General features: G+C 65.4%; 15 protein-coding genes. 11 read left to right on the top strand and 4 right to left on the bottom strand.

Features of this window, described 5'->3' with window-relative positions; all coding sequences use genetic code 11:
• Window positions 1–52: 52 nt before the first annotated feature.
• The 6 genes from RSP_RS01105 (at window position 53) to RSP_RS01080 (ending at window position 8567) form a co-directional block, all read left to right on the top strand.
• Window positions 53–5059, top strand: a complete 5007-nt coding sequence (locus RSP_RS01105) for a tail tape measure protein (protein WP_011336903.1) — start codon at window positions 53–55, stop codon at window positions 5057–5059.
• Window positions 5059–5949, top strand: a complete 891-nt coding sequence (locus tag RSP_RS01100) for a hypothetical protein (RefSeq protein WP_011336902.1) — start codon at window positions 5059–5061, stop codon at window positions 5947–5949. The genes RSP_RS01105 and RSP_RS01100 overlap by 1 nt, the downstream gene beginning before the upstream one ends.
• A gap of 16 nt (window positions 5950–5965) precedes the next feature.
• Entirely contained in the window at window positions 5966–7450 is a 1485-nt protein-coding gene (locus RSP_RS01095; protein ID WP_011336901.1) for a pyocin knob domain-containing protein, read from the top strand.
• 6 nt (window positions 7451–7456) lie between these two features.
• Complete coding sequence (locus RSP_RS01090; RefSeq protein ID WP_011336900.1) at window positions 7457–7774, top strand: hypothetical protein; 318 nt, start codon at window positions 7457–7459, stop codon at window positions 7772–7774.
• A gap of 3 nt (window positions 7775–7777) precedes the next feature.
• Window positions 7778–8116, top strand: coding sequence for a hypothetical protein (locus RSP_RS01085; RefSeq protein WP_011336899.1), 339 nt, complete (start codon window positions 7778–7780; stop codon window positions 8114–8116).
• 133 nt (window positions 8117–8249) lie between these two features.
• The gene (locus RSP_RS01080; protein ID WP_011336898.1) at window positions 8250–8567 is read left to right on the top strand and encodes a phage holin family protein; all 318 of its coding nucleotides are present in this window, start codon (window positions 8250–8252) and stop codon (window positions 8565–8567) included.
• A 70-nt stretch (window positions 8568–8637) separates the two neighbouring features.
• Here the strand turns inward: RSP_RS01080 and RSP_RS01075 are convergent, their stop codons facing one another.
• Together RSP_RS01075 and RSP_RS01070 are read right to left on the bottom strand one after the other, a co-directional pair.
• A complete protein-coding gene (locus RSP_RS01075; protein WP_011336897.1) occupies window positions 8638–9027 on the bottom strand; it encodes a response regulator in 390 nt (129 codons plus the stop codon).
• Window positions 9028–9039: 12 nt separating this feature from the next.
• Window positions 9040–10038 (bottom strand): HWE histidine kinase domain-containing protein, encoded by a 999-nt coding sequence (locus tag RSP_RS01070; RefSeq protein WP_011336896.1) that lies wholly within the window; start codon window positions 10036–10038, stop codon window positions 9040–9042.
• Between the two features lie 401 nt (window positions 10039–10439).
• On the opposite strand from RSP_RS01070, the gene RSP_RS01065 reads away from it, so the two are divergent.
• The 5 genes from RSP_RS01065 (at window position 10440) to RSP_RS01045 (ending at window position 14542) form a co-directional block, all read left to right on the top strand.
• Window positions 10440–11246: a DNA adenine methylase gene (locus tag RSP_RS01065; RefSeq protein ID WP_011336895.1), complete on the top strand. Its 807-nt coding sequence runs from the start codon at window positions 10440–10442 to the stop codon at window positions 11244–11246.
• Window positions 11247–11299: 53 nt separating this feature from the next.
• The gene (locus RSP_RS01060; RefSeq protein ID WP_011336894.1) at window positions 11300–12109 is read left to right on the top strand and encodes a M15 family metallopeptidase; all 810 of its coding nucleotides are present in this window, start codon (window positions 11300–11302) and stop codon (window positions 12107–12109) included.
• A gap of 12 nt (window positions 12110–12121) precedes the next feature.
• Complete coding sequence (locus tag RSP_RS01055; RefSeq protein ID WP_011336893.1) at window positions 12122–12604, top strand: hypothetical protein; 483 nt, start codon at window positions 12122–12124, stop codon at window positions 12602–12604.
• A gap of 213 nt (window positions 12605–12817) precedes the next feature.
• Entirely contained in the window at window positions 12818–13462 is a 645-nt protein-coding gene (locus RSP_RS01050) for a hypothetical protein (RefSeq protein ID WP_011336892.1), read from the top strand.
• A 30-nt stretch (window positions 13463–13492) separates the two neighbouring features.
• Complete coding sequence (locus RSP_RS01045) at window positions 13493–14542, top strand: XRE family transcriptional regulator (RefSeq protein ID WP_196772429.1); 1050 nt, start codon at window positions 13493–13495, stop codon at window positions 14540–14542.
• Here RSP_RS01045 and RSP_RS01040 read toward each other — a convergent pair.
• Entirely contained in the window at window positions 14501–15337 is an 837-nt protein-coding gene (locus RSP_RS01040) for a hypothetical protein (RefSeq protein WP_011336890.1), read from the bottom strand. The genes RSP_RS01045 and RSP_RS01040 overlap by 42 nt on opposite strands.
• Window positions 15331–16794, bottom strand: a complete 1464-nt coding sequence (locus RSP_RS01035; RefSeq protein WP_023003513.1) for a deoxyguanosinetriphosphate triphosphohydrolase family protein — start codon at window positions 16792–16794, stop codon at window positions 15331–15333. Before RSP_RS01035 ends, RSP_RS01040 begins: the two co-directional genes overlap by 7 nt.
• Window positions 16795–17490 lie beyond the last annotated feature (696 nt).

Raw genomic sequence — 17490 nt, 5'->3', positions numbered from 1 at the left:
TCGCAACTGACCAGGCCGCCTCCGGGCGGCCTTCTCCATGAGGAGGCTTCCCATGTCGGCAGTCATCGGCGCGCTCCGGGTCAACCTCGGCCTCGACAGCGCAGAGTTCCAGAAGGGCCTGAAGAAGGCGCAATCGTCTCTCGGGGCGGCGGCCAAGGCCTTCGGCGCGCTCTCGGCCATCGGCGCCACGGTCGGCGCCGCCATGACGGGCATCGTCGTGCCGACCGCGCGGGCCGCGAACGAGATCTCGCGGCTGGCGCAGGTCGCGAACACCACGCCCGGGACGCTGCAGCGCTGGTCGGCCGCATCGAAGAGCGTGGGCATCGAGCAGGAGAAGCTCGCCGACATCCTGAAGGACGTGAACGACAAGGTGGGCGACTTCCTCTCGACAGGCGGCGGCGAGATGAAGGACTTCTTCGAGAAGATCGCGCCGAAGGTCGGCGTCACGGCGAAGGAGTTCCGCAACCTCTCGGGGCCCCAGGCGCTGCAGCTCTATGTCTCGAGCCTCGAGAAGGCCGGCGTCTCGCAGGCCGAGATGACCTTCTACATGGAGGCCATCGCCAACGACGCGACCCTGCTCCTGCCGCTTCTGCGCAACAACGGCGCCGAGATGGAGCGGCTCGGGGATCAGGCGGCCGACCTCGGCGCGATCCTCGGCGACGAGGCGGTGGCCGCGCTCCGCGACGCGCACCTCGCGCTCGGGCAGATGGCCACGGCGGTCTCGGCCGCCCGCGACCGGATCGCGGCCGAGCTCGCCCCCGCGGTCGAGGCCATGGCCGTGGCCTTCACCAATTCCATGCGCGAGGGCGGGCTCCTGCGCGGCGTGATCGACGGGATCGGTGCGGTCGCCGGCGCGGTGGCGGACAACATCGACCGGCTGGCGGTCTATACCGCGACGGCGGCGGCGGCGCTGGCCGTCTCGATGACGCCGGCCCTGATCGTCGCCACCCGCGCGGCCTGGGCGTTTGTCGCGGGGCTCGTCGCCACCCGCGCGGCCCTGATCCGCACCGGGCTCGGGATCGCTGTCGTGGCCGTGGGCGAGCTGGCCTTCCAGATCACGCGCGCGGTCAAGGCGGTGGGCGGGCTCGGCGCTGCCATGGAGATCATGGGCCGGGTCGCCCGCGGCGTCTGGGAGGGGATGAAGACCAGCGCCACCGCCCTCGGCCCGGCGCTGAACGCGGTCTGGAAGACGGTCGAGGCGGGCTTTCTGACCATGATCGCCGCCGTCGCCCGCAAATGGACCGACTTCCTGCGCAACCTGTCGCAGGGGATGGCCGCGATCCCCGGCATGGGCGATGCGGCGCTCGATGTGGGCAACATGGCGATCCTCGCCGGGTCTGGCGTCCATGCCCTGACCTCGGCCGCCGAGGGTGCGCGCGACGAGGCGCAGGCGCTGAAGGAGGAGGCCCGGGCGCTCGCCTCGGAGGGCTTCGAGGCCGCAGCCGCCGCCGCGGCCGAGCTGCGCTCCGCGGTGACGGGCACCGGGGAGGCCGCCGACGGGGCGGCGCCGCCCGTCTCCGATCTCGGCGACAACCTGTCCGACCTCGGCGCCGCCGCGGGCGGGGCGAAGCAGAAGCTCTCCGATCTCGTCACGGCCGCGAAGGCGTGGAAGGAGCGGCTGAAGACGCCGGTTGAGAAGTACCGCGAGGAGATCGCGAAGCTGGGCGAGCTCTCGAAGAAGGGCCTGCTCTCGGCGGACGAGCACCGGCGCGCCATCGGCGAGCTGAATAAGGAGCTCGGCGAGGGCATCCCGATCATCGGCGACGTGGCCACGGCGTGGGGCGACTTCGTTGCCGGCGGGTTCAGGGACTTCAAGGGGTTCGTGGGCAACGTCCTCGGAAGCTTCAAGAGCATGCTGGCCGAGATGATCGCCACGGCGGCGCGCAACCGGATCGTCATCGGGATGGGGCTGGGCTCCGGCGGCCTGGCCGGCACCGCGGCGGCGGGCGTGCCGGGCATGGGCGGCGGCGGCCTGGGGATGCTGGGCAGCCTCTTCGGCGGCGGGGGCGGTGGCGGGTTCCTGGGCGGCATCGGCAATGCCTTCAGCGCCTTCGGCAGCGGCGCTCTGGGCTCGCTCGGCAACTTCTTCTCGGGCGGCCTCTCCGGGGGCTTCGCCTATATCGGCCAGTCTCTGAGCATGGCGACGAGCGGCCTCGCAGGCTTCGCGCAGGCGGCGGGCGCGATCCTCGGCCCCATTGCCGCCGTGGCGGCGGCCTTCTCCTTCTTCGGCTCGAAGACGAAGCTCCTCGATGCAGGCCTCCGCGTCACGGTGCGCGAACTGAACGCGATGGTGGAGAGCTACCGGAAGGTGGAGAAGTTCCGGTTCGGCGGGCTCTCGAAGTCGCGGCGCACGAGCTATGGCCTCGCGGACGGCGCGGTGGCGGGCCCTATCGTCAAGGCCGTGAGCCAGATGCAGGCCTCGGTCATGGATGTGGCGGACACGCTCGGCATCGGCGCCGAGGCGTTCAAGGGCTTCGCAGCCTCGGTCAGATTCTCGACCAAGGGCCTGTCGGACGAGGAGATCGGGACCAAGCTGCAGGAGAAGCTCGCGGAGCTCGGCGACAGCTTCGCCGCCCGCGCCTTCGGCTATGTCGGCCGGAACGACCAGGCGATCCGGGACCTCGAGAAGCGGATCGCGGAGGGCACCTCCGATGCGGTGGTGAGCGGGCTCAAGGGATCCCTCGGCGACAAGATTCTCTCCGCCTTCCTCGGCCGGAAGCGGCAGGGCGACCTGGCCGAGCTGATCGCGGGCAACACGCTCGTCTCGACCCGCCCCGAGCTCGCCGCTCTGGTCAAGGAGGGCGAGAGCTTCGTCGAGGCGCTGCAGCGGCTGAGTGCGGCCATGTCCGGGGTCAACGGTGTCATGGACACGCTGGGCATGAGCTTCCGTGCCGTGGACATGGTGACGGCCGGCATGGCCTCGGATCTGGCCGCGCTCTTCGGCGGGCTCGAGGGATTGGTCTCCGCCACCTCCTCCTACTATCAGGCCTTCTATAGCGAGGCCGAGCGGATGGAGACCGCGACCCGGCAGGCGACCGAGGCGCTGGCCCGGATGGGCATCGCACTGCCCGAGACCCGCGCCGAATACCGCCGGCTGGTCGAGGCGCAGGATCTCACCACCGAGCGGGGCCGGGAGCTTTACGCGGCCCTCGTGGGAATGGCCGGCGTGATGGACCAGATCCTGCCGAGCGTGGCCGGCCTCTCGGCCGAGCTGGCGGGCCTCGTGGGCACGATCACCACGGATCTCGACGGGATGATCTCCGGCGCGGCCGAGGCCCAGAGCGCGGCGGCCGCGGCGGCGAAGGGCTGGTATCAGGTCACGCTGTCTCTGCGGTCCTATATCGGCGATCTGCGCTCGGCCGCGTCCGAGCTGATCGGCCCGGCGGTGGCCGCGGCGCAGTCGCAGGCGCGCTACCAGACGATGCTGGCGAGCGCGATGGCAGGCGATCAGGAGGCCGCCAAAGCCGTCTCCGGCGCGGCCTCGGCCTATATCGAGGCCGTGCGCGGGCAGGCCCGGTCGGCGGTGGATGTGGCGCGCGCACAGGCGCAGGTGCTCTCCGACCTCCAGCTCCTGCAGGGCGTGACCGGCCTCGAGGGGGCGAAGGAGGATGTGCTGGCCAGCCTCTATCGGGAGCAGGTCGATCTCCTGACCGAGGTGCGGGACTACCTCACCGGTGGCGAGGCGCTGAAGCCCGAGCAGATCGCGGCGCTGAATGCGCAGTTGGGGAGCCTCGAAGGCGCCATCGCGGCGGCGAAGGAGATCTCCTACGCCGCGCTGCGCGAGCGGATCGATGTGACCGTGGGGCTGATGGCGACGGCGGACATTCCGGCCGACCTGCGCCGCATCCTCCGGAATGCCACGAGCGGCGTCGAGGTCTCGCTCAACATGGTGCTGCGGCGGATGGATCTCACGCCGGATCTGGTCTGGATCGCGGCGAAGGCCTCCTCCGACCATCTCGCGCGGATCGACTTTCTGGCGAAGACCGAGGCGCTGCCCGAGGATCTGCGCGCGCTCGCCACCGTCCGCGTGGCGCAGTCGGTGCGCCGGCTCGCGCTGGTGATGGACAGGCCCGCCTCCGACCTCGGCATGGCGGAGCTCCTGAAGGCCCTCGGCGCCCAGGGCGGCCGGATCACGCTCGGCGGCAGCTTCGCCTTCGACCCCTCGACCGGCTTCTCGAGCTGGTTCGAGACGACGACGCGGACCACGCTCACGGCGCCGATGACGGCGCTGCGCACCGCGCTCGACGATCTGAGGGACGCGATCCTGGCCCAAGAGCGCGCGGCCGGGCAGCGCGAGCGCGGAGCGGCGCTGTCGGCCTTCGCCGGTGGCCTCGCGACCAATGCCGCCGGGGACATTCTGGCCACGGATGCCCAGATCGGCGCCATGGCCAAGACGGCGGGCATCGACACGACCGGCAAGACCACAGCCCAGATCATGCGGGCCATCGAGGGCTTCTCGACCACCGACGGGATCGAGACGATCCGCCGGCTGCCGGGGAGTTTGAAGGACTACCTCTGGAGCCTCTTCCAGCAGCGGCAGGGCCGGATTCCGCTCGATACCGCCGATTATCTTCGGCTCTATCCGGACGTGGCGGCCGACGAGTACGGCTACGACCCGACCATCCACTACCGCAACCACGGCCGGGAGGCGATCCTCGCGGGGCTGCGCCCCTTCAAGCCGGAGGTGTTCGACTGGTCGGCCATCGGCCTCGATGTCCCGGGCTTCGCCGCGGGCGGGCTGCATGCGGGCGGCCTGCGCCTCGTGGGCGAGCTCGGGCCTGAGCTCGAGGCCACCGGCCCGAGCCGGATCCACAGCGCCGGCCGAACCGCCGACATCCTCGGCGGCGCCGCCATGGGCGCCTCCGAGGTGGCAGGCGCCGTGCGCGATCTGCAGGCCGAGCTCGTGGCGCTGCGGGCCGAGAATGCGGAGATCGCGCGCGAGCTGGCCGAGATGAAGGTCTGGGCCCGCAAGGGCGCCGAGGCCTCCACCGCCACCGCGAAGGACCTGCGCCGGATCGGCACGGTGGGGGTGCGGATCGACCCGACGGAGGCCGTCTGATGCGGATCATCCTGCCGACCCCGGTCACGCCGGCCGCACTCCTCGCGAGCAACATCCCCGAGGACGATCATCCCGCCTGGGGCGCAGGCGCGACCTACGCCCGGGGCGCGCGCGTGGTGGCCCATCACGGCGTCTGGGAGAGCGTGGCCGACGGAAACACAGGTCACGATCCCGCGGCGGACGTGCTCGGCAGCTGGTGGCTCCGGATCGGGGCCACCAACCGCTGGCGCGCCTTCGACGAACGGATCGGCGGCCAGACGGTCGGCGGCCCCACGATAACCTATTCCATCCGGCTGCCGCGCACGCTGAACCGCATCGCCTTCTTCAACCTCGATGCGGCCTCCGTCCGGGTGAAGGTCACCACCCCCGCAGGCGTGACGATCCACGACCGGACGGAGGGTCTCGTCGCCCGCGACCCGGTGGGCACCTTCTGGGAATATGTCTTCACCGAGTTCGCCTTCACCCCGAACGTGATCGTGGCCGCTCCCCTGCCGGCCGGGGCCACGCTCGACATCACGGTCACGGGGGGCGCCGTCACCCGCGTGGGCGAGATCGTGATGGGCCGCGACACGCCGGTCGGCACCACGGTGGCGGGCACCGGCCTCGGCCTCGTCGACTATTCCGTGAAGCAGCGCGACGAATGGGGCGGGCTCTATATCGTGCCGCGCCCCGTCACCCGCACCGTCTCGCTGGCCTTCCAGGTCCCGCTCGAGGGCGCAGCGCGCGTCCAGTCGATCATGGAGCGGGTCTCGAGCCGGCTCGCCGTCTTCTATGCCGGCGAAGGGGTCGACCTCTGGGGCACCACCGTCGCCGGCATCCTCCGCGATTACGACCTGACCCTCGGCCATGCCATCTGCGACGGCCGCGCCGAGGTCGAGAGCCTCGCCTGACGCAAGGAACCTCCCCATGGACTTCTTCTCTCCCCCGCCGACGCCGCCGAACAGCGGCAACCCCGGCACCTTCAACGACGATGCCGACGCCTTCCTCGGCTGGTTCCCGGCCTTCGTGGCCGAGCTGAACGCGCTTCTGCCCTATCTCACCGGCGCGGGCTTCGGGGACGGCACCGCGGCCGCGCCCGGCCTCGTCTGGAAGGGCGATCCCGACACCGGGCTCTTCCGGCCGGGCAGCAACGCGGTGGGGGTGACGGCCGGCGGCGTCCTCCGGCTCACGGTCTCGGCCCTCGCGCTCACCTCGACCGTGCCGCTCCGGGCGCCGCTCGGCACGGCCGCGGCGCCGGGGATCTCGTTCGAGGCCGATCCCAACACCGGGATCCGCAGCGATGGGGCGGACGTCCTCCACTTCGTCACCGGCGGCGTGACGCGTGGCTTCTTCTCCACCACCCACTTCCAGTCCACGCTGCCGGCCGCGCTTCCCGGCGGGGCGGCGGGAGCCCCCGGCCTCACCTTCGCGGGCGATCTCGACACCGGGATCTTCCGGGCCGCGGCCGACCTGCTCGGGATCGCGGCCGGGGGAGAGGAACGGTTCCGCGTCGGCTCCGGCCGCGCGGCGGCGCTCGTGCCCTTCAGCGTGCCGGACGGGACCCAGACCTTCCCCGGCCTCACCTTCAACGGCGAGGTCGGCTCGAACACCGGCTTCTTCCTCGCGGCCGAGAACGAGATCGGCGTCACCTGTCAGGGGACGGAGCGGGCACGGTTCACGCCCTCCGGCATGCAGCTGCAGGGGCTCCTGTCCGGCACGGCCGTGACCCAGAGCGATCTCGACACCACGCCCGGGCGCCTCCTGAAGGTCGGGGACTACGGGCTCGGCGGCACGGCGCGCCCGATCCCGGGCAACGATGCCGACCAGATCGGGACGACCGGCTTCTATCAGGTGACGGGCGCCACGCTGAACCGTCCCGCCGGCATGGGCGTCGGCACCCTGCAGCACATCCAGCACGGGGCGGCCCGCGCGGTGCAGATCGCCTATCCTCAGACGGCATCCGATACCGGGCGCTGGTGCCGGCACAAGGATACCAGCTGGGGCGACTGGTTCCTGACCTACGACCAGCGCAACATCGTCGGCGCCGTCAGCTGGGCCTCCGGCTTTCCGCGCGGCGGCATCATCGAAAAGGGCGAGACCGCTGGCGCCGAATATGTCCGCTTTGCGGATGGGACGCAGCTCTGCCGCCTGGTCCAGACCGGGGTTCCGGGTCCGACCACGCCGCAGGGGTCGCTCTATCGCACCGAATGGCAGACGGTGACGCTGCCCGTCGAGTTCGTGAGCGCGGCCCTGAACGGCCATTGCGTGACCGGCGGCTGCCGGGGCGGTTCGGTGATCTCGCTCCTCGGCCGGCCGGGGGCCTCGAACGTGGCCGCCTACATGCTGCTGGCTCCGACGTCCTACGGGGCCACGCAGACCGTCGATCTTCTCGTCACCGGCCGCTGGAGGTAATCCGCCATGATGCGCATTCGCATGGTTCCGCTTCGGCGGATGTATGAGCTGACCGTCTTCCGGGTGCAGGGCGACACCCTGACCTGCAACGACATGGTCTACGACTTCAGCGGCGTCGAGGAGGGCGATGTGCTGCCCTGGGACGCCATGGACAACACGTGGGTCACGAGCAACGTCACCCGGGTGAACGGCGTCCTCGAGTTCGAGGTGGTCTTCCCGCACGGCTATTACGGGGACCTGCCCTTGCCGACCCCCGGCATCCTCGAGGTCGAGGATCAGGATATCCCGATCCCGCCCTATCTCCCGCCGTTCGCGGAGGGCTGATCCATGGCAAGAAAGAGAGCAGCAGCGATGACAAGCGCGACCATCGATTACAGCAGGCTCGTGAAGGCCCGGGACATCAGGGCGCAGGCCGAGGCCCGCGCGCGGGGGCCGGCCGAGATCAGCGTCCTCCAGGCCATGATCGTGGTCGGCGAGGAGAAGTGGGGCCAGGCAATGGCCATCGCGGAGGACGCGGCCTACCCCTGGGCGATGCGGGCCGCGCTGCGCGGCGCGACGGTGCTCGTCCGGGATTCGGAGACGACGGACACGCTGGCCTTCCTCCTCGGCCTCTCCCCGGAGGAGACCGACCGGCTGTTCATCGAGGCCGCAGAGGTGAGGCTGTGAGTCTCATCGAGCAGGCGCGCGTCAAGCAGTCGGCCGCCTGAGGCGCCCCCGCCTTCCCGATCATCATGACAGGACCCGGCCGCCCCCGGCCGGGACGAGACCCGCGCGACGCGCGCACAACAGGAGCGGCGCGATGCCGGAAAAGGGACTGATCGACACCATCACGGCGCTCTGGGGCGGGGCCATCGCCACGCTGATCGCGGCCGCCATGGGCCGGCTCATGTATCACACCGGCGAGGTCCGCGCCCGCCGCCGCGCCTTCTTCGGCCGCGAACTCCTCTGGGAGATCCCCGCCCTCGTCGCCATGGCCTTCATCGGCGAGGCCCTAAGTTCGTATCTCGACCTCGACGGCCGCGCGGCGATGGGCCTCGTGGCTATGCTGGCCTATCTCGGCCCGCGCGGGACGACGGCGATGCTGGAGCGGCTCTGGCGAGGACGGAGCGCGGGGTGAGCGACGATATTGAAGCGAGCAGGGTGCCGCTCGGGATCGGACAAAGGCCTCCCTGCAGCGGCTCCGTCGATCATGATCCGCACGCCTGGCTCAGGGCCTCGATCAGCATGCGCGGGTGGACGGGCTTCCCGATCGCTGTGACGCCAGTCAGAATCTCGCCGCCGGGAAAGTCGAAGGTCCTGTAGGCTGAAGTGACGATAAACGGAACCTCGAGCTCGCGGAGTTTCTCGGCCACCGGAATGGAGGATTGCCCTCGCAAGTTTAGATCGAGCGACACCACGTCCGGGCGCGTCTCGTCCAGGATCCTGAGCGCGTCATCAACCGTGCCAACCGGCCCGAGTACGGCGTAGCCCACATCCTCCAGCATCGACTGCAGGTCGATGGCGGTCAGGAATTCGTCCTCGACAACAAGGACGAGCAGGCCCTGCTTCGGACGAGGCTCGGCCGGCTCGTTCGGCATGGTATACTCGGGTCAGGGGTTCTGGCTCGGAAAGCTCAACTTCGCCACGAAACCATCAGGCTCATAGGAAAGTTCCGCGGAACCTCGCAGTTCGAATTCGGTGGTAAATTTGATGAGACGGGTGCCGAAGCCGGTCTTCGAGGGTGCCGCCACCTTCGGCCCCCCTCGTTCCTGCCATCGCAAATGCACTTTTTTCCGGCCTTCCCCGTCCGAGACGACCTTCCAGTCCAGTGTCACGGTTCCACTCGACGTGGACAGGGCTCCGTACTTTGTGGCATTCGTCCCCAGCTCGTGAAGAACGAGGCCAAGCGGGGTGGCCTGCGAAGGGGAGAGCCGGACGGCCGGCCCTTCCGCGATGACAACGGCGGATGCCGCCTCCAGATATGGCTCCATCACGGCGACGGCCAGGTCCCGCAGCTGCGACGACTGCTTGTGCGACGCCACTTCGAGTGATCGCGCCAGAGCATCGAACCGTCCGAGGAGCGCGGTGCGATATTCGCCGGCACTTCTGCCTTCGACGGCCGTCTGTCGGGTCAGAGCCTGTGTCACCGACATCAGGTTCTTGATGCGGTGATCGAGCTCGTTGATCAGGATGTCCTTCGCGGCCTCCATCTGACGCCGGGCCGTCGCATCCACCATCGAGAGGAGGAGGACACGCTGCCCATTGTCCGGGTGGATCAGGCGTTGCGCGCTGATCAGCATGGTCCGCAGGCCCACCTCCGGAAATCCTGCCTGCACCTCGAAATCCATGATAGAAGCGCTTTTCGGGATCACGTTCTCGAGCAGCATGCGCAGTTCGGGAATGTTCCACTGGCCGTTACCGAGGTCGTAGAGCGGGCGGCCGATGGTGCTGTCCCGGTCGGTCGCAAAGGTCCGGTAGAAGGCCGGGTTCGCGCTGATGACCGTCAGATCGCCTGCGAGGACGAGCAGCGGGTCCCGGATGGTATCGACGATGCCCTGAGCCTGCACGTGCGATACACGCAGAAGGCGGTATAGATCATCGAGGTCCATTTGAGTTCCTTCTCAACTGATCTGCTGTAATTATCGGAGCCTTCACCGCACGCGCATCTTGCCCTTGTGGCACTCCCTGATGCGCTCATCAAGCAGCACCCATGCGGACCACGAGGCTTTGGCCTTTGGTCGCATGGGAATGTGACGCTGGAAGTCGAGCTGCGGACGCCAAGGCTCTGCCGTAGCATTTCCCACATGGGGTCTACGGCCTCAACAATCGAGATCCGGAACGCCCCTTCCTCGGGGCGCCCGTAGCGCCCCTCAGGCAGGGGCCGGGCTGGTGTAACAGCCCGAACCACGCGGCCAAAGTACCACCTCCGACCGCGCCAGCCTGTCCGTCGCCTTTCAGACTGCCTGCCACCCCTCGCGAGGGCAGGCGCCTTGTGAGGCAGAATCACCTTATGAAACAAGTACCTCCCGCCGCCCCGGTCGCCCCGTGGCTCGGCGGCAAGAAACGTCTCCACCCGCTCATCCTCGAGCGGATCGAGGCCATCCCGCACCGCGCCTATGTCGAGCCCTTCGTCGGCATGGGCGGGATCTTCCTCCGCCGCCGCTTCCGGCCCCGCCTCGAGGTCATGAACGACCGCAACGGCGAGATCATCAACCTCTTCCGGATCCTGCAGCGGCATTACCCCCAGCTCCTGGAGATCATGCGCTTCCAGATTTGCAGCCGGCGCGAGTTCGATCGGCTGCGCGTGACGGATCCCGCCACGCTGACCGACCTCGAGCGGGCCGCGCGGTTCCTCTACCTCCAGCGGCTGAGCTTCGGCGGCAAGCCAAACGGCAGCTTCGGCATTTCGCCTGGGAACGGGCCGCTCTTCTCGCTCGCCCGCCTCGAGCCGCTCCTCGACGCCGCCCGCACGAGGCTCGATGGCGTCGTCTTCGAGTGCCTCGACTGGGCCGAGCTGATCCCGCGCTACGATACGGCCGAGACGCTGTTCTATCTCGACCCACCCTACTTCGGCGGCGAGAACGACTACGGCCGCGGGATCTTCGACCGGGCGCAGTTCGCGCGGATCGCCGAGATCCTCGGCGGCCTGAAGGGCGCCTTCCTCCTGTCGATCAATGACACGCCGGAGATCCGGGCGCTCTTCGGTCGGTTCCACCTCGAGCCGGTGCGGCTGAGCTACTCGGTCGCCGCCTCGGGCAGCACCGAGGCGCAGGAGCTCCTCGTCTCGAACCGCGAGCGGATCGCGACCCTGCTCTGAAAACCACACCGGTCCGACCACCCACGCCCCGCCCTCGTGCGGGGCTTTTGCATATGGAGAAAGACGTGACGACATCCGACATCCAGCGGCTGCTCGCAGCCGCGGAGCTCTACCGCGGCGCCATCGACGGCGACGCGGGGCCGCTGACCCAGGCGGCCGCACAGGCGGCGCTCGAGGGAGAGGCGGTGCCCTGGCGCACCTGGCCTTTCCGCCGGCAGCGGATCGCGGCCGGCCAGGCGGTGCTGGCGCGGCTCGGCCATGCGCCGGGCCGGATCGACGGGCTCCTCGGGCCCAACACCCGCGAGGCGCTGACCGCCTGGGCCTCCGGGCCGGTGCGAGCGACCGTCGAGCGGCTGCCGCTGCCGGGCCATGGCGTGGCCGATGCCCAGGGCGCCTATCCGCGGCAGGAGTCTGTCGCGACCTTCTACGGCGTCGCGGGCGGCCCCGACTGCACCGCGGGGATCGTCGAGCTGCCGATCCCGTTCCGCCTCGCCTGGGATCCCGGCACGAGCATCACGAGCTTCCGCTGCCACAAGCTCGTGGTCGCACCGATGGCGCGGATCTTCCGCGAGGCGGTGGCGCACTACGGCGCCGTCCAGTTCGAGCGGCTGCGGCTGAACCTCTTCGGCGGCTGCTTCAACCACCGGCCCATGCGCGGCGGCTCCGCCCTCTCGATGCATGCCTGGGGCATCGCCGTGGACCTCGACCCCGAGCGCAACCCGCTCCGCTGGGGCCGCGACCGGGCGAGCTTCGCCGCACCCGCCTATGAGCCCTTCTGGACCATCGTCGAAGCCGCCGGCGCCACGAGCCTCGGCCGCGCCTGCAACCGCGACTGGATGCACTTCCAGTTCGCCCGCCTCTGAAGGAGAGAACCCATGTCCCTGATCTTCATCCTTGCCCTCGCCCTCTGCGCGTTCGCCTTCATATTGCTCATCGGCTGGCCGCTGGTCGCTGCTCTGGCGCGGCTGGCCGCTTCGACGATCTCGGCCTCGATCCTCGCCGCGCTCGCCGTGCCCGCAGCTGCCTCGACCGGCAGCGACCTTCTGACCGCGCTGACGCCCAGCCTCCTAGATCTGGCGGGCGTGATCCTGACGGCGCTGATCGGGCTCGCGACCGTCCGCTTCCAGCGTTGGACCGGGATCCAGATCGAGGCACGGCATCGCGAGGCGCTGCATTCGGCGATCATGACCGCCGCGCGGGTGGCGGTAGCCCGGAAGCTTGCCCCTGATGCGGCGACCCAGTTTGTTTCGAGCTATGTCCGGAACTCTGTACCGGATGCGTTGCAGCAGCTGGCCCCGCCGGCGGACACGCTCGATGTGCTGGTCCGGTCCAGGCTTGCCCAGGCGGCTGAGTTCTGAGCATGGCGCGTGCCCGTGGTGCTGTCACGGGCCACGCCCCTAGGACCGCCATGCACATGTTGCGGACGTGACGCTCGGTACAGCAGCACGTCTCATCTGGCTTGCGTAGCTCCCAAGCCGGACGCGTCAGAATACGAACTGAATAATTTATCTTGAATTTGCAAAACGCGGCACCTATGATGACCTAGATCCATCAGTAATAGGAAGAAGCACGTGCAGTACGGTGAAGATGAGGTTAGGGAGCACTTGAACCCGTACCATGATCGTATCCTGCGCGTCATAGAGCAAGGTTACGGCGAGTGGGCATCTATTAAGCGCAGCATGGCATCGAGTGGTACTGGGCCAGTTCTTTATCCGCGAACGACCGCTAACTACGTCTTTGACGCTATCGCTCGACATGCCATTACCGAATTCAGCGCCGATCCAGAGGTGCGGGTTTATCCCAATGCGCAGACAGTAAAGTTTTGCTTCAAGGACGTGGTGCTAGCGCGGTTTAAAAAGGGTGATGAAGACAATCTGGGCCGCAATCACCCCACGCAAGCAGTCTTGGATTTTGTGAGCATTCAAAGCGAGTTGCCGGGCATGCCTCCCAGTGCCACCAAGGTGGAAGTGCTCTATACCGCTAATGAGATCGAGGACCGCATAGAGCGGGTTGTTGTTGCAGCACGTGACGGTGACGAGCTACTTTGGCACTATGAGATTGTCCCGAGCGCTGCTAGCACGTCTAGTGGCACTGGCATTACTCTCCTCCCGATGTCGACCGAGCCGCTGGAAGATGCGGCTGAAGCAAGCGAAGAACTAGTTGTTCTCCGCAAACGTCAGCGCGACGACGACACCTCTGACAGCAACGGCAACTAAGTAATGGCTACTCGTGGAAACATGCTGCGATTGGCGCGGCATCTCAGAGGACTTACGCAGAAAAAGACGGCGGAGCAACTAGGCGTTGCTCAGGCCGTATATTCTCGTATGGAAAATGATCTTGTCGAAGTTGACGATGAGTGCATACGGGTGGCATCAAGAGCCTTTAATCTTCCTCCTGGATTCTTCGACCTTCCCGATACAGTTTACGGGCCGCCCGTCAGCATTCATCCAATGCTGCGGGGGCATTCTGACGTAACTGCGCGCGAATTGGATATGATCACGGCGGAGCTTAATGTTCGCATGTTTAATCTGCGCCGCTTCCTAGAGGAAATGGACTTAAAGCCATCTCTAGATCTCCGACGTTTCGACCTGGAGCAATACGGCTCTCCAGCGGATATTGCAGATCTACTGCGGCGACATTGGAAAATTCCATCGGGACCAATCAAGAACTTGACCAGACTTGTCGAGCGAGCAGGTGTAGTCGTCGGCTACTCTGACTTCGGGGGCGCCAATGTCAGTGGTGTTACTTTTGCCGTACCTGGACGACCACCCCTCGTCCTACTTAACCCTTCGCATCCGGCGGATCGTGTACGTTTCACCCTTGCTCACGAGCTAGGGCACTTGGTGATGCACAGGTTCCCGACACCAAACATGGAAGAGGAAGCAAACCTCTTTGCGTCGAACTTTCTTTTGCCGAGAAAAGAACTTAACGACGCGCTTCGCGGAAGGAAGGTTACATTGGCGCTCCTAGCAGCACTGAAACCCGAATGGCGAGTTTCAATGCAAGGCATTCTTTACGCCATCCAGCGCGAGAAGATTATTACGCCAAATCAGGCGCGATATCTCTGGCAGCAAATCGCCACGCGCGGATGGAAGACAAGAGAGCCGGCAAACCTTGACTTCGAGCATGATCGACCAACGGTTCTACCAACCATCATTAAAGCCATGCGGCAAGAGCTCGGATTAAGCGGCGAAGATATAAAGTCGATAACGCAAATCTATAGTGAAGAGTTTGACCGCTTTTATCCTTATGCCTCAGAGGCGGGCACTCGCCCGATGCTCCGAATTGTTAGCTAATCCTCGCGGAGTGGAGGAGAGGAAAATCCCCGGCAACTCCAGCTGCCTTGGCGATCCGCGAAGAAAGTATACTTTATTGTTGCCTGCAGCAAGGGCTTCGAGCAACCTGCTTCTCTCGACGTAAGCTTCGCACACGGACCTTTGGTGCTTTCGCTTTTCATAGCGCGAAAGCGTCTCTAGTCCCTCGTTAGACACCACATGCTCAACGAAATCCAGAAGACATGGAGAAGCTCTTAGATCCCAGAGCAACACACGCCTCACTGCGCGCACGGCGTTGCCCACAGCACTTGGCGTTTCAACAAGATTGACGCCAAGTGTTCTGCTGCGGATCCTCTCCAAATATCCCGACTGAAAGTAAAGCTTACGGCTCTTAAGATCATAATGCGCAGCATCCCAGTCGAAGAATGTCCCTTCCATCAGATCATCAACAGAGGAGGCGTTAATGTGACCATGCTTATGCGCCCAAGAGGTCTCGAGAGCCCAAAAGTCGATTTCCCAACGCGCAGTACGGTACCCAAATCCGCCAAATAAGTTCGGCTTTGCTGCCAACCTGTCAGCCAAGTCCTTCACCTCAGCAGCGGGTGCGTCAATAACAAGATCAACGTCTGATCGAAATCCACGCTTTCCATTGCGCGCGATGTCGCGGATCATGCCGCCAAAAATCGATACTTTTTCGAAATCTCCAAACTTTTCAACTAGCACCTGCCGAAGCGCCAGCACAGTCTTCGACCTATCTCGCCATAGATAATCGTCCACTCTGCGTTTGAGGATCCTTTCATCTCGAGCGATCAGCATTTCGGCAACGCCCGAATGTCACCCCAGAGCTTCATTGCGAAAGAATCTGTCATGCCAGACACCATGTCAGTAAGCAGGCGCATCTCAGCATACCGGATCCGCTGCGGGGGCGTCTGCTTTGTAATGCAGCGCGCTGCCTCTTCGATGTAGTTCGGACTTACCAGTGACCAAGCAAACTTTGATGCCGCGGTCATGCGACACGACTTGATGTCGTCATTGTGCTCCCGATCTCTAATGGAAGCCCAGAAGAAGGACATGATATGAGATATTGCTTCTGCGCCGACTGCTTCCGACTTCAAAACTCCCGGATTGGAGAATGCGTGATCCTTTGCAACCGATTTGAGGAAATTGCACAAGACGCTCTCCTCCAATATTGGCAGCATCCCACCTTCAAAAGCGAAAATGGCAGCTGCGTTGTCGATGAAGCTGGCAGCCGCTTCGTCGAGTAGCGCCTCCATCAAATAGGCCCTCATGTAACCAATCTTGATATCGCGCGCCACAAACACACCGTGTTTTGCTTCATCCACGCGCCTGAAAGCTTCTCTGATCTTCGCAACGCAAGCATGATCTTTAAGACGATCTTCGGCACCCATCTGAGACAGAATGTCTTCAGGCGAGGCAATGCCTTTTTTCATCACATCATCTACATCCAAGATGCTGTAAGCGACATCGTCGCACGCTTCCATGATCCAAGTAAGAGGGTGTCGCTGCCCTTCCTTCAGTCCTGTCTCATCTCGAATCCAGTTTACAATATCTCTTTCGGTTTCAAAGTAGCCAACCTTCTTGTGCGCAGGCACGTCCTTGTTCCGGTTCTCCGCAGAAACAGGATATTTGAGCATGGCAGCGAGCGTTGCTGCCGAGAGGTCCAAGCCCAAGCCATGGGCATGAGTTTGCAACCGGGTCACAAGTCTTAAAGTTTGCGGGTTTCCGTCAAACTTGGTGAACTCCAATCTCTGTTTCTCAGGTATCGGCTCAGCAAAACCTTTTTCATCTTCTTCAGAAGCGTGTGTGAATATCCAAGCTTCGCGATCCTTGAACCAACGCCCCATGGCAGCCTCACCTTGGTGCCCGAACGGAGGGTTCCCAAGGTCGTGCGCCAAGCCAATAGCCCACAAAATTGGCTGAATCGTGCGATGGAGGTCAGCGTTGAACAACCCCTCTTCCTGCGTTGCAATCCTCGACCCCAAGGAGCGGGCGAGGTTAGCTACTTCGTGGGAGTGGGTCAGGCGCGTACGGACGCCATCGTTCTCGTCCATCGGCCATACCTGCGTCTTGTCAGACAGTCGGCGAACCGGGGTCGAGAAGAGAAGTCGATCGTAGTCCCGTTGGAAGACAGAACGCCAAGAAAGCTTGTCGCCTTCATCAATGGTAGCTGAAGCTTCAGTGCCACCAGCCTCTTCTTCACCTTTACGCGGACGGCGACTCTCCGACCACAGGGTAGGCTTCCTCTCGGACATCTGCAAGGCACCTCAACATAATGTAGCACCGAAGGTCTCAGACTGTTTATGTAGTCTTGAAGCCGCTTGATTCTCAAGGGGCCGAACCGGCCTGTACAGGACCGCGTGCGCGCTTGACATCGAGTCGCTATGATAGTGATGGGCAGGTTCGGGCTGATCTCGTACCTCCGCGCCTCGGCATGCAGGTCGGCCTGGGGCTGACTACGAGGGGCTGATAAGGCCTGGGTTCAGACCTTCACCGCCTCAGCGCGAGGGGCGCTCCAGGCAGGACGAGGGCGTGCTTGAGTTCAAAGCAAGTCGCGCCAAGAACATCCTGACCTCGCTCGCGCTCCGCAGCCGGAAGATGACCTTGTCGTTCGACGCACCAGCCACAAGCCGTTTGATCTGAGCTTGGTTGGCGATCCGCGTGTTTTGATCCAGCGGTAGAAGGACCAGTCGAACTGCCCGGAACAGCCGTCCGGCAGATCGGCTCGCGTGCGCCCCCGATATTGAAGCGTGCCGAGGAATACCTCGGATCCACTTCTCGCGCGCACGCACCTCTTGGGACAGGCGGGTCTTCTCCTCCCGCGACCGATCAACCCATCTGGAAGTCCAGTGGATATGGCTGAGGTGAAAGACCGGCAAGCGGCGCGCACGCGCGGACGGGGAACAGACGAAGCCGCAGCGCCTCCGCGGCCAGCCGGCGTTTACAGCCCG

Origin of the sequence: Cereibacter sphaeroides 2.4.1, from assembly GCF_000012905.2 — a bacterium.
GTDB classification, from domain to species: Bacteria; Pseudomonadota; Alphaproteobacteria; order Rhodobacterales; family Rhodobacteraceae; genus Cereibacter_A; species Cereibacter_A sphaeroides.
This window is presented reverse-complemented; position numbering and strand designations above follow the sequence as displayed.

Excerpts from the sequence above, each read along its gene's own strand:
- RSP_RS01065 (WP_011336895.1), top strand. The coding sequence starts at position 10,440 with ATGAAACAAGTACCTCCCGCCGCCCCGGTCGCCCCGTGGCTCGGCGGC.
- RSP_RS01035 (WP_023003513.1), bottom strand. The coding sequence starts at position 16,794 with ATGTCCGAGAGGAAGCCTACCCTGTGGTCGGAGAGTCGCCGTCCGCGT.
- RSP_RS01085 (WP_011336899.1), top strand. The coding sequence starts at position 7,778 with ATGGCAAGAAAGAGAGCAGCAGCGATGACAAGCGCGACCATCGATTAC.
- RSP_RS01090 (WP_011336900.1), top strand. The coding sequence starts at position 7,457 with ATGATGCGCATTCGCATGGTTCCGCTTCGGCGGATGTATGAGCTGACC.
- RSP_RS01055 (WP_011336893.1), top strand. The coding sequence starts at position 12,122 with ATGTCCCTGATCTTCATCCTTGCCCTCGCCCTCTGCGCGTTCGCCTTC.
- RSP_RS01095 (WP_011336901.1), top strand. The coding sequence starts at position 5,966 with ATGGACTTCTTCTCTCCCCCGCCGACGCCGCCGAACAGCGGCAACCCC.
- RSP_RS01080 (WP_011336898.1), top strand. The coding sequence starts at position 8,250 with ATGCCGGAAAAGGGACTGATCGACACCATCACGGCGCTCTGGGGCGGG.
- RSP_RS01100 (WP_011336902.1), top strand. The coding sequence starts at position 5,059 with ATGCGGATCATCCTGCCGACCCCGGTCACGCCGGCCGCACTCCTCGCG.
- RSP_RS01070 (WP_011336896.1), bottom strand. The coding sequence starts at position 10,038 with ATGGACCTCGATGATCTATACCGCCTTCTGCGTGTATCGCACGTGCAG.
- RSP_RS01075 (WP_011336897.1), bottom strand. The coding sequence starts at position 9,027 with ATGCCGAACGAGCCGGCCGAGCCTCGTCCGAAGCAGGGCCTGCTCGTC.
- RSP_RS01060 (WP_011336894.1), top strand. The coding sequence starts at position 11,300 with ATGGAGAAAGACGTGACGACATCCGACATCCAGCGGCTGCTCGCAGCC.
- RSP_RS01040 (WP_011336890.1), bottom strand. The coding sequence starts at position 15,337 with ATGCTGATCGCTCGAGATGAAAGGATCCTCAAACGCAGAGTGGACGAT.
- RSP_RS01105 (WP_011336903.1), top strand. The coding sequence starts at position 53 with ATGTCGGCAGTCATCGGCGCGCTCCGGGTCAACCTCGGCCTCGACAGC.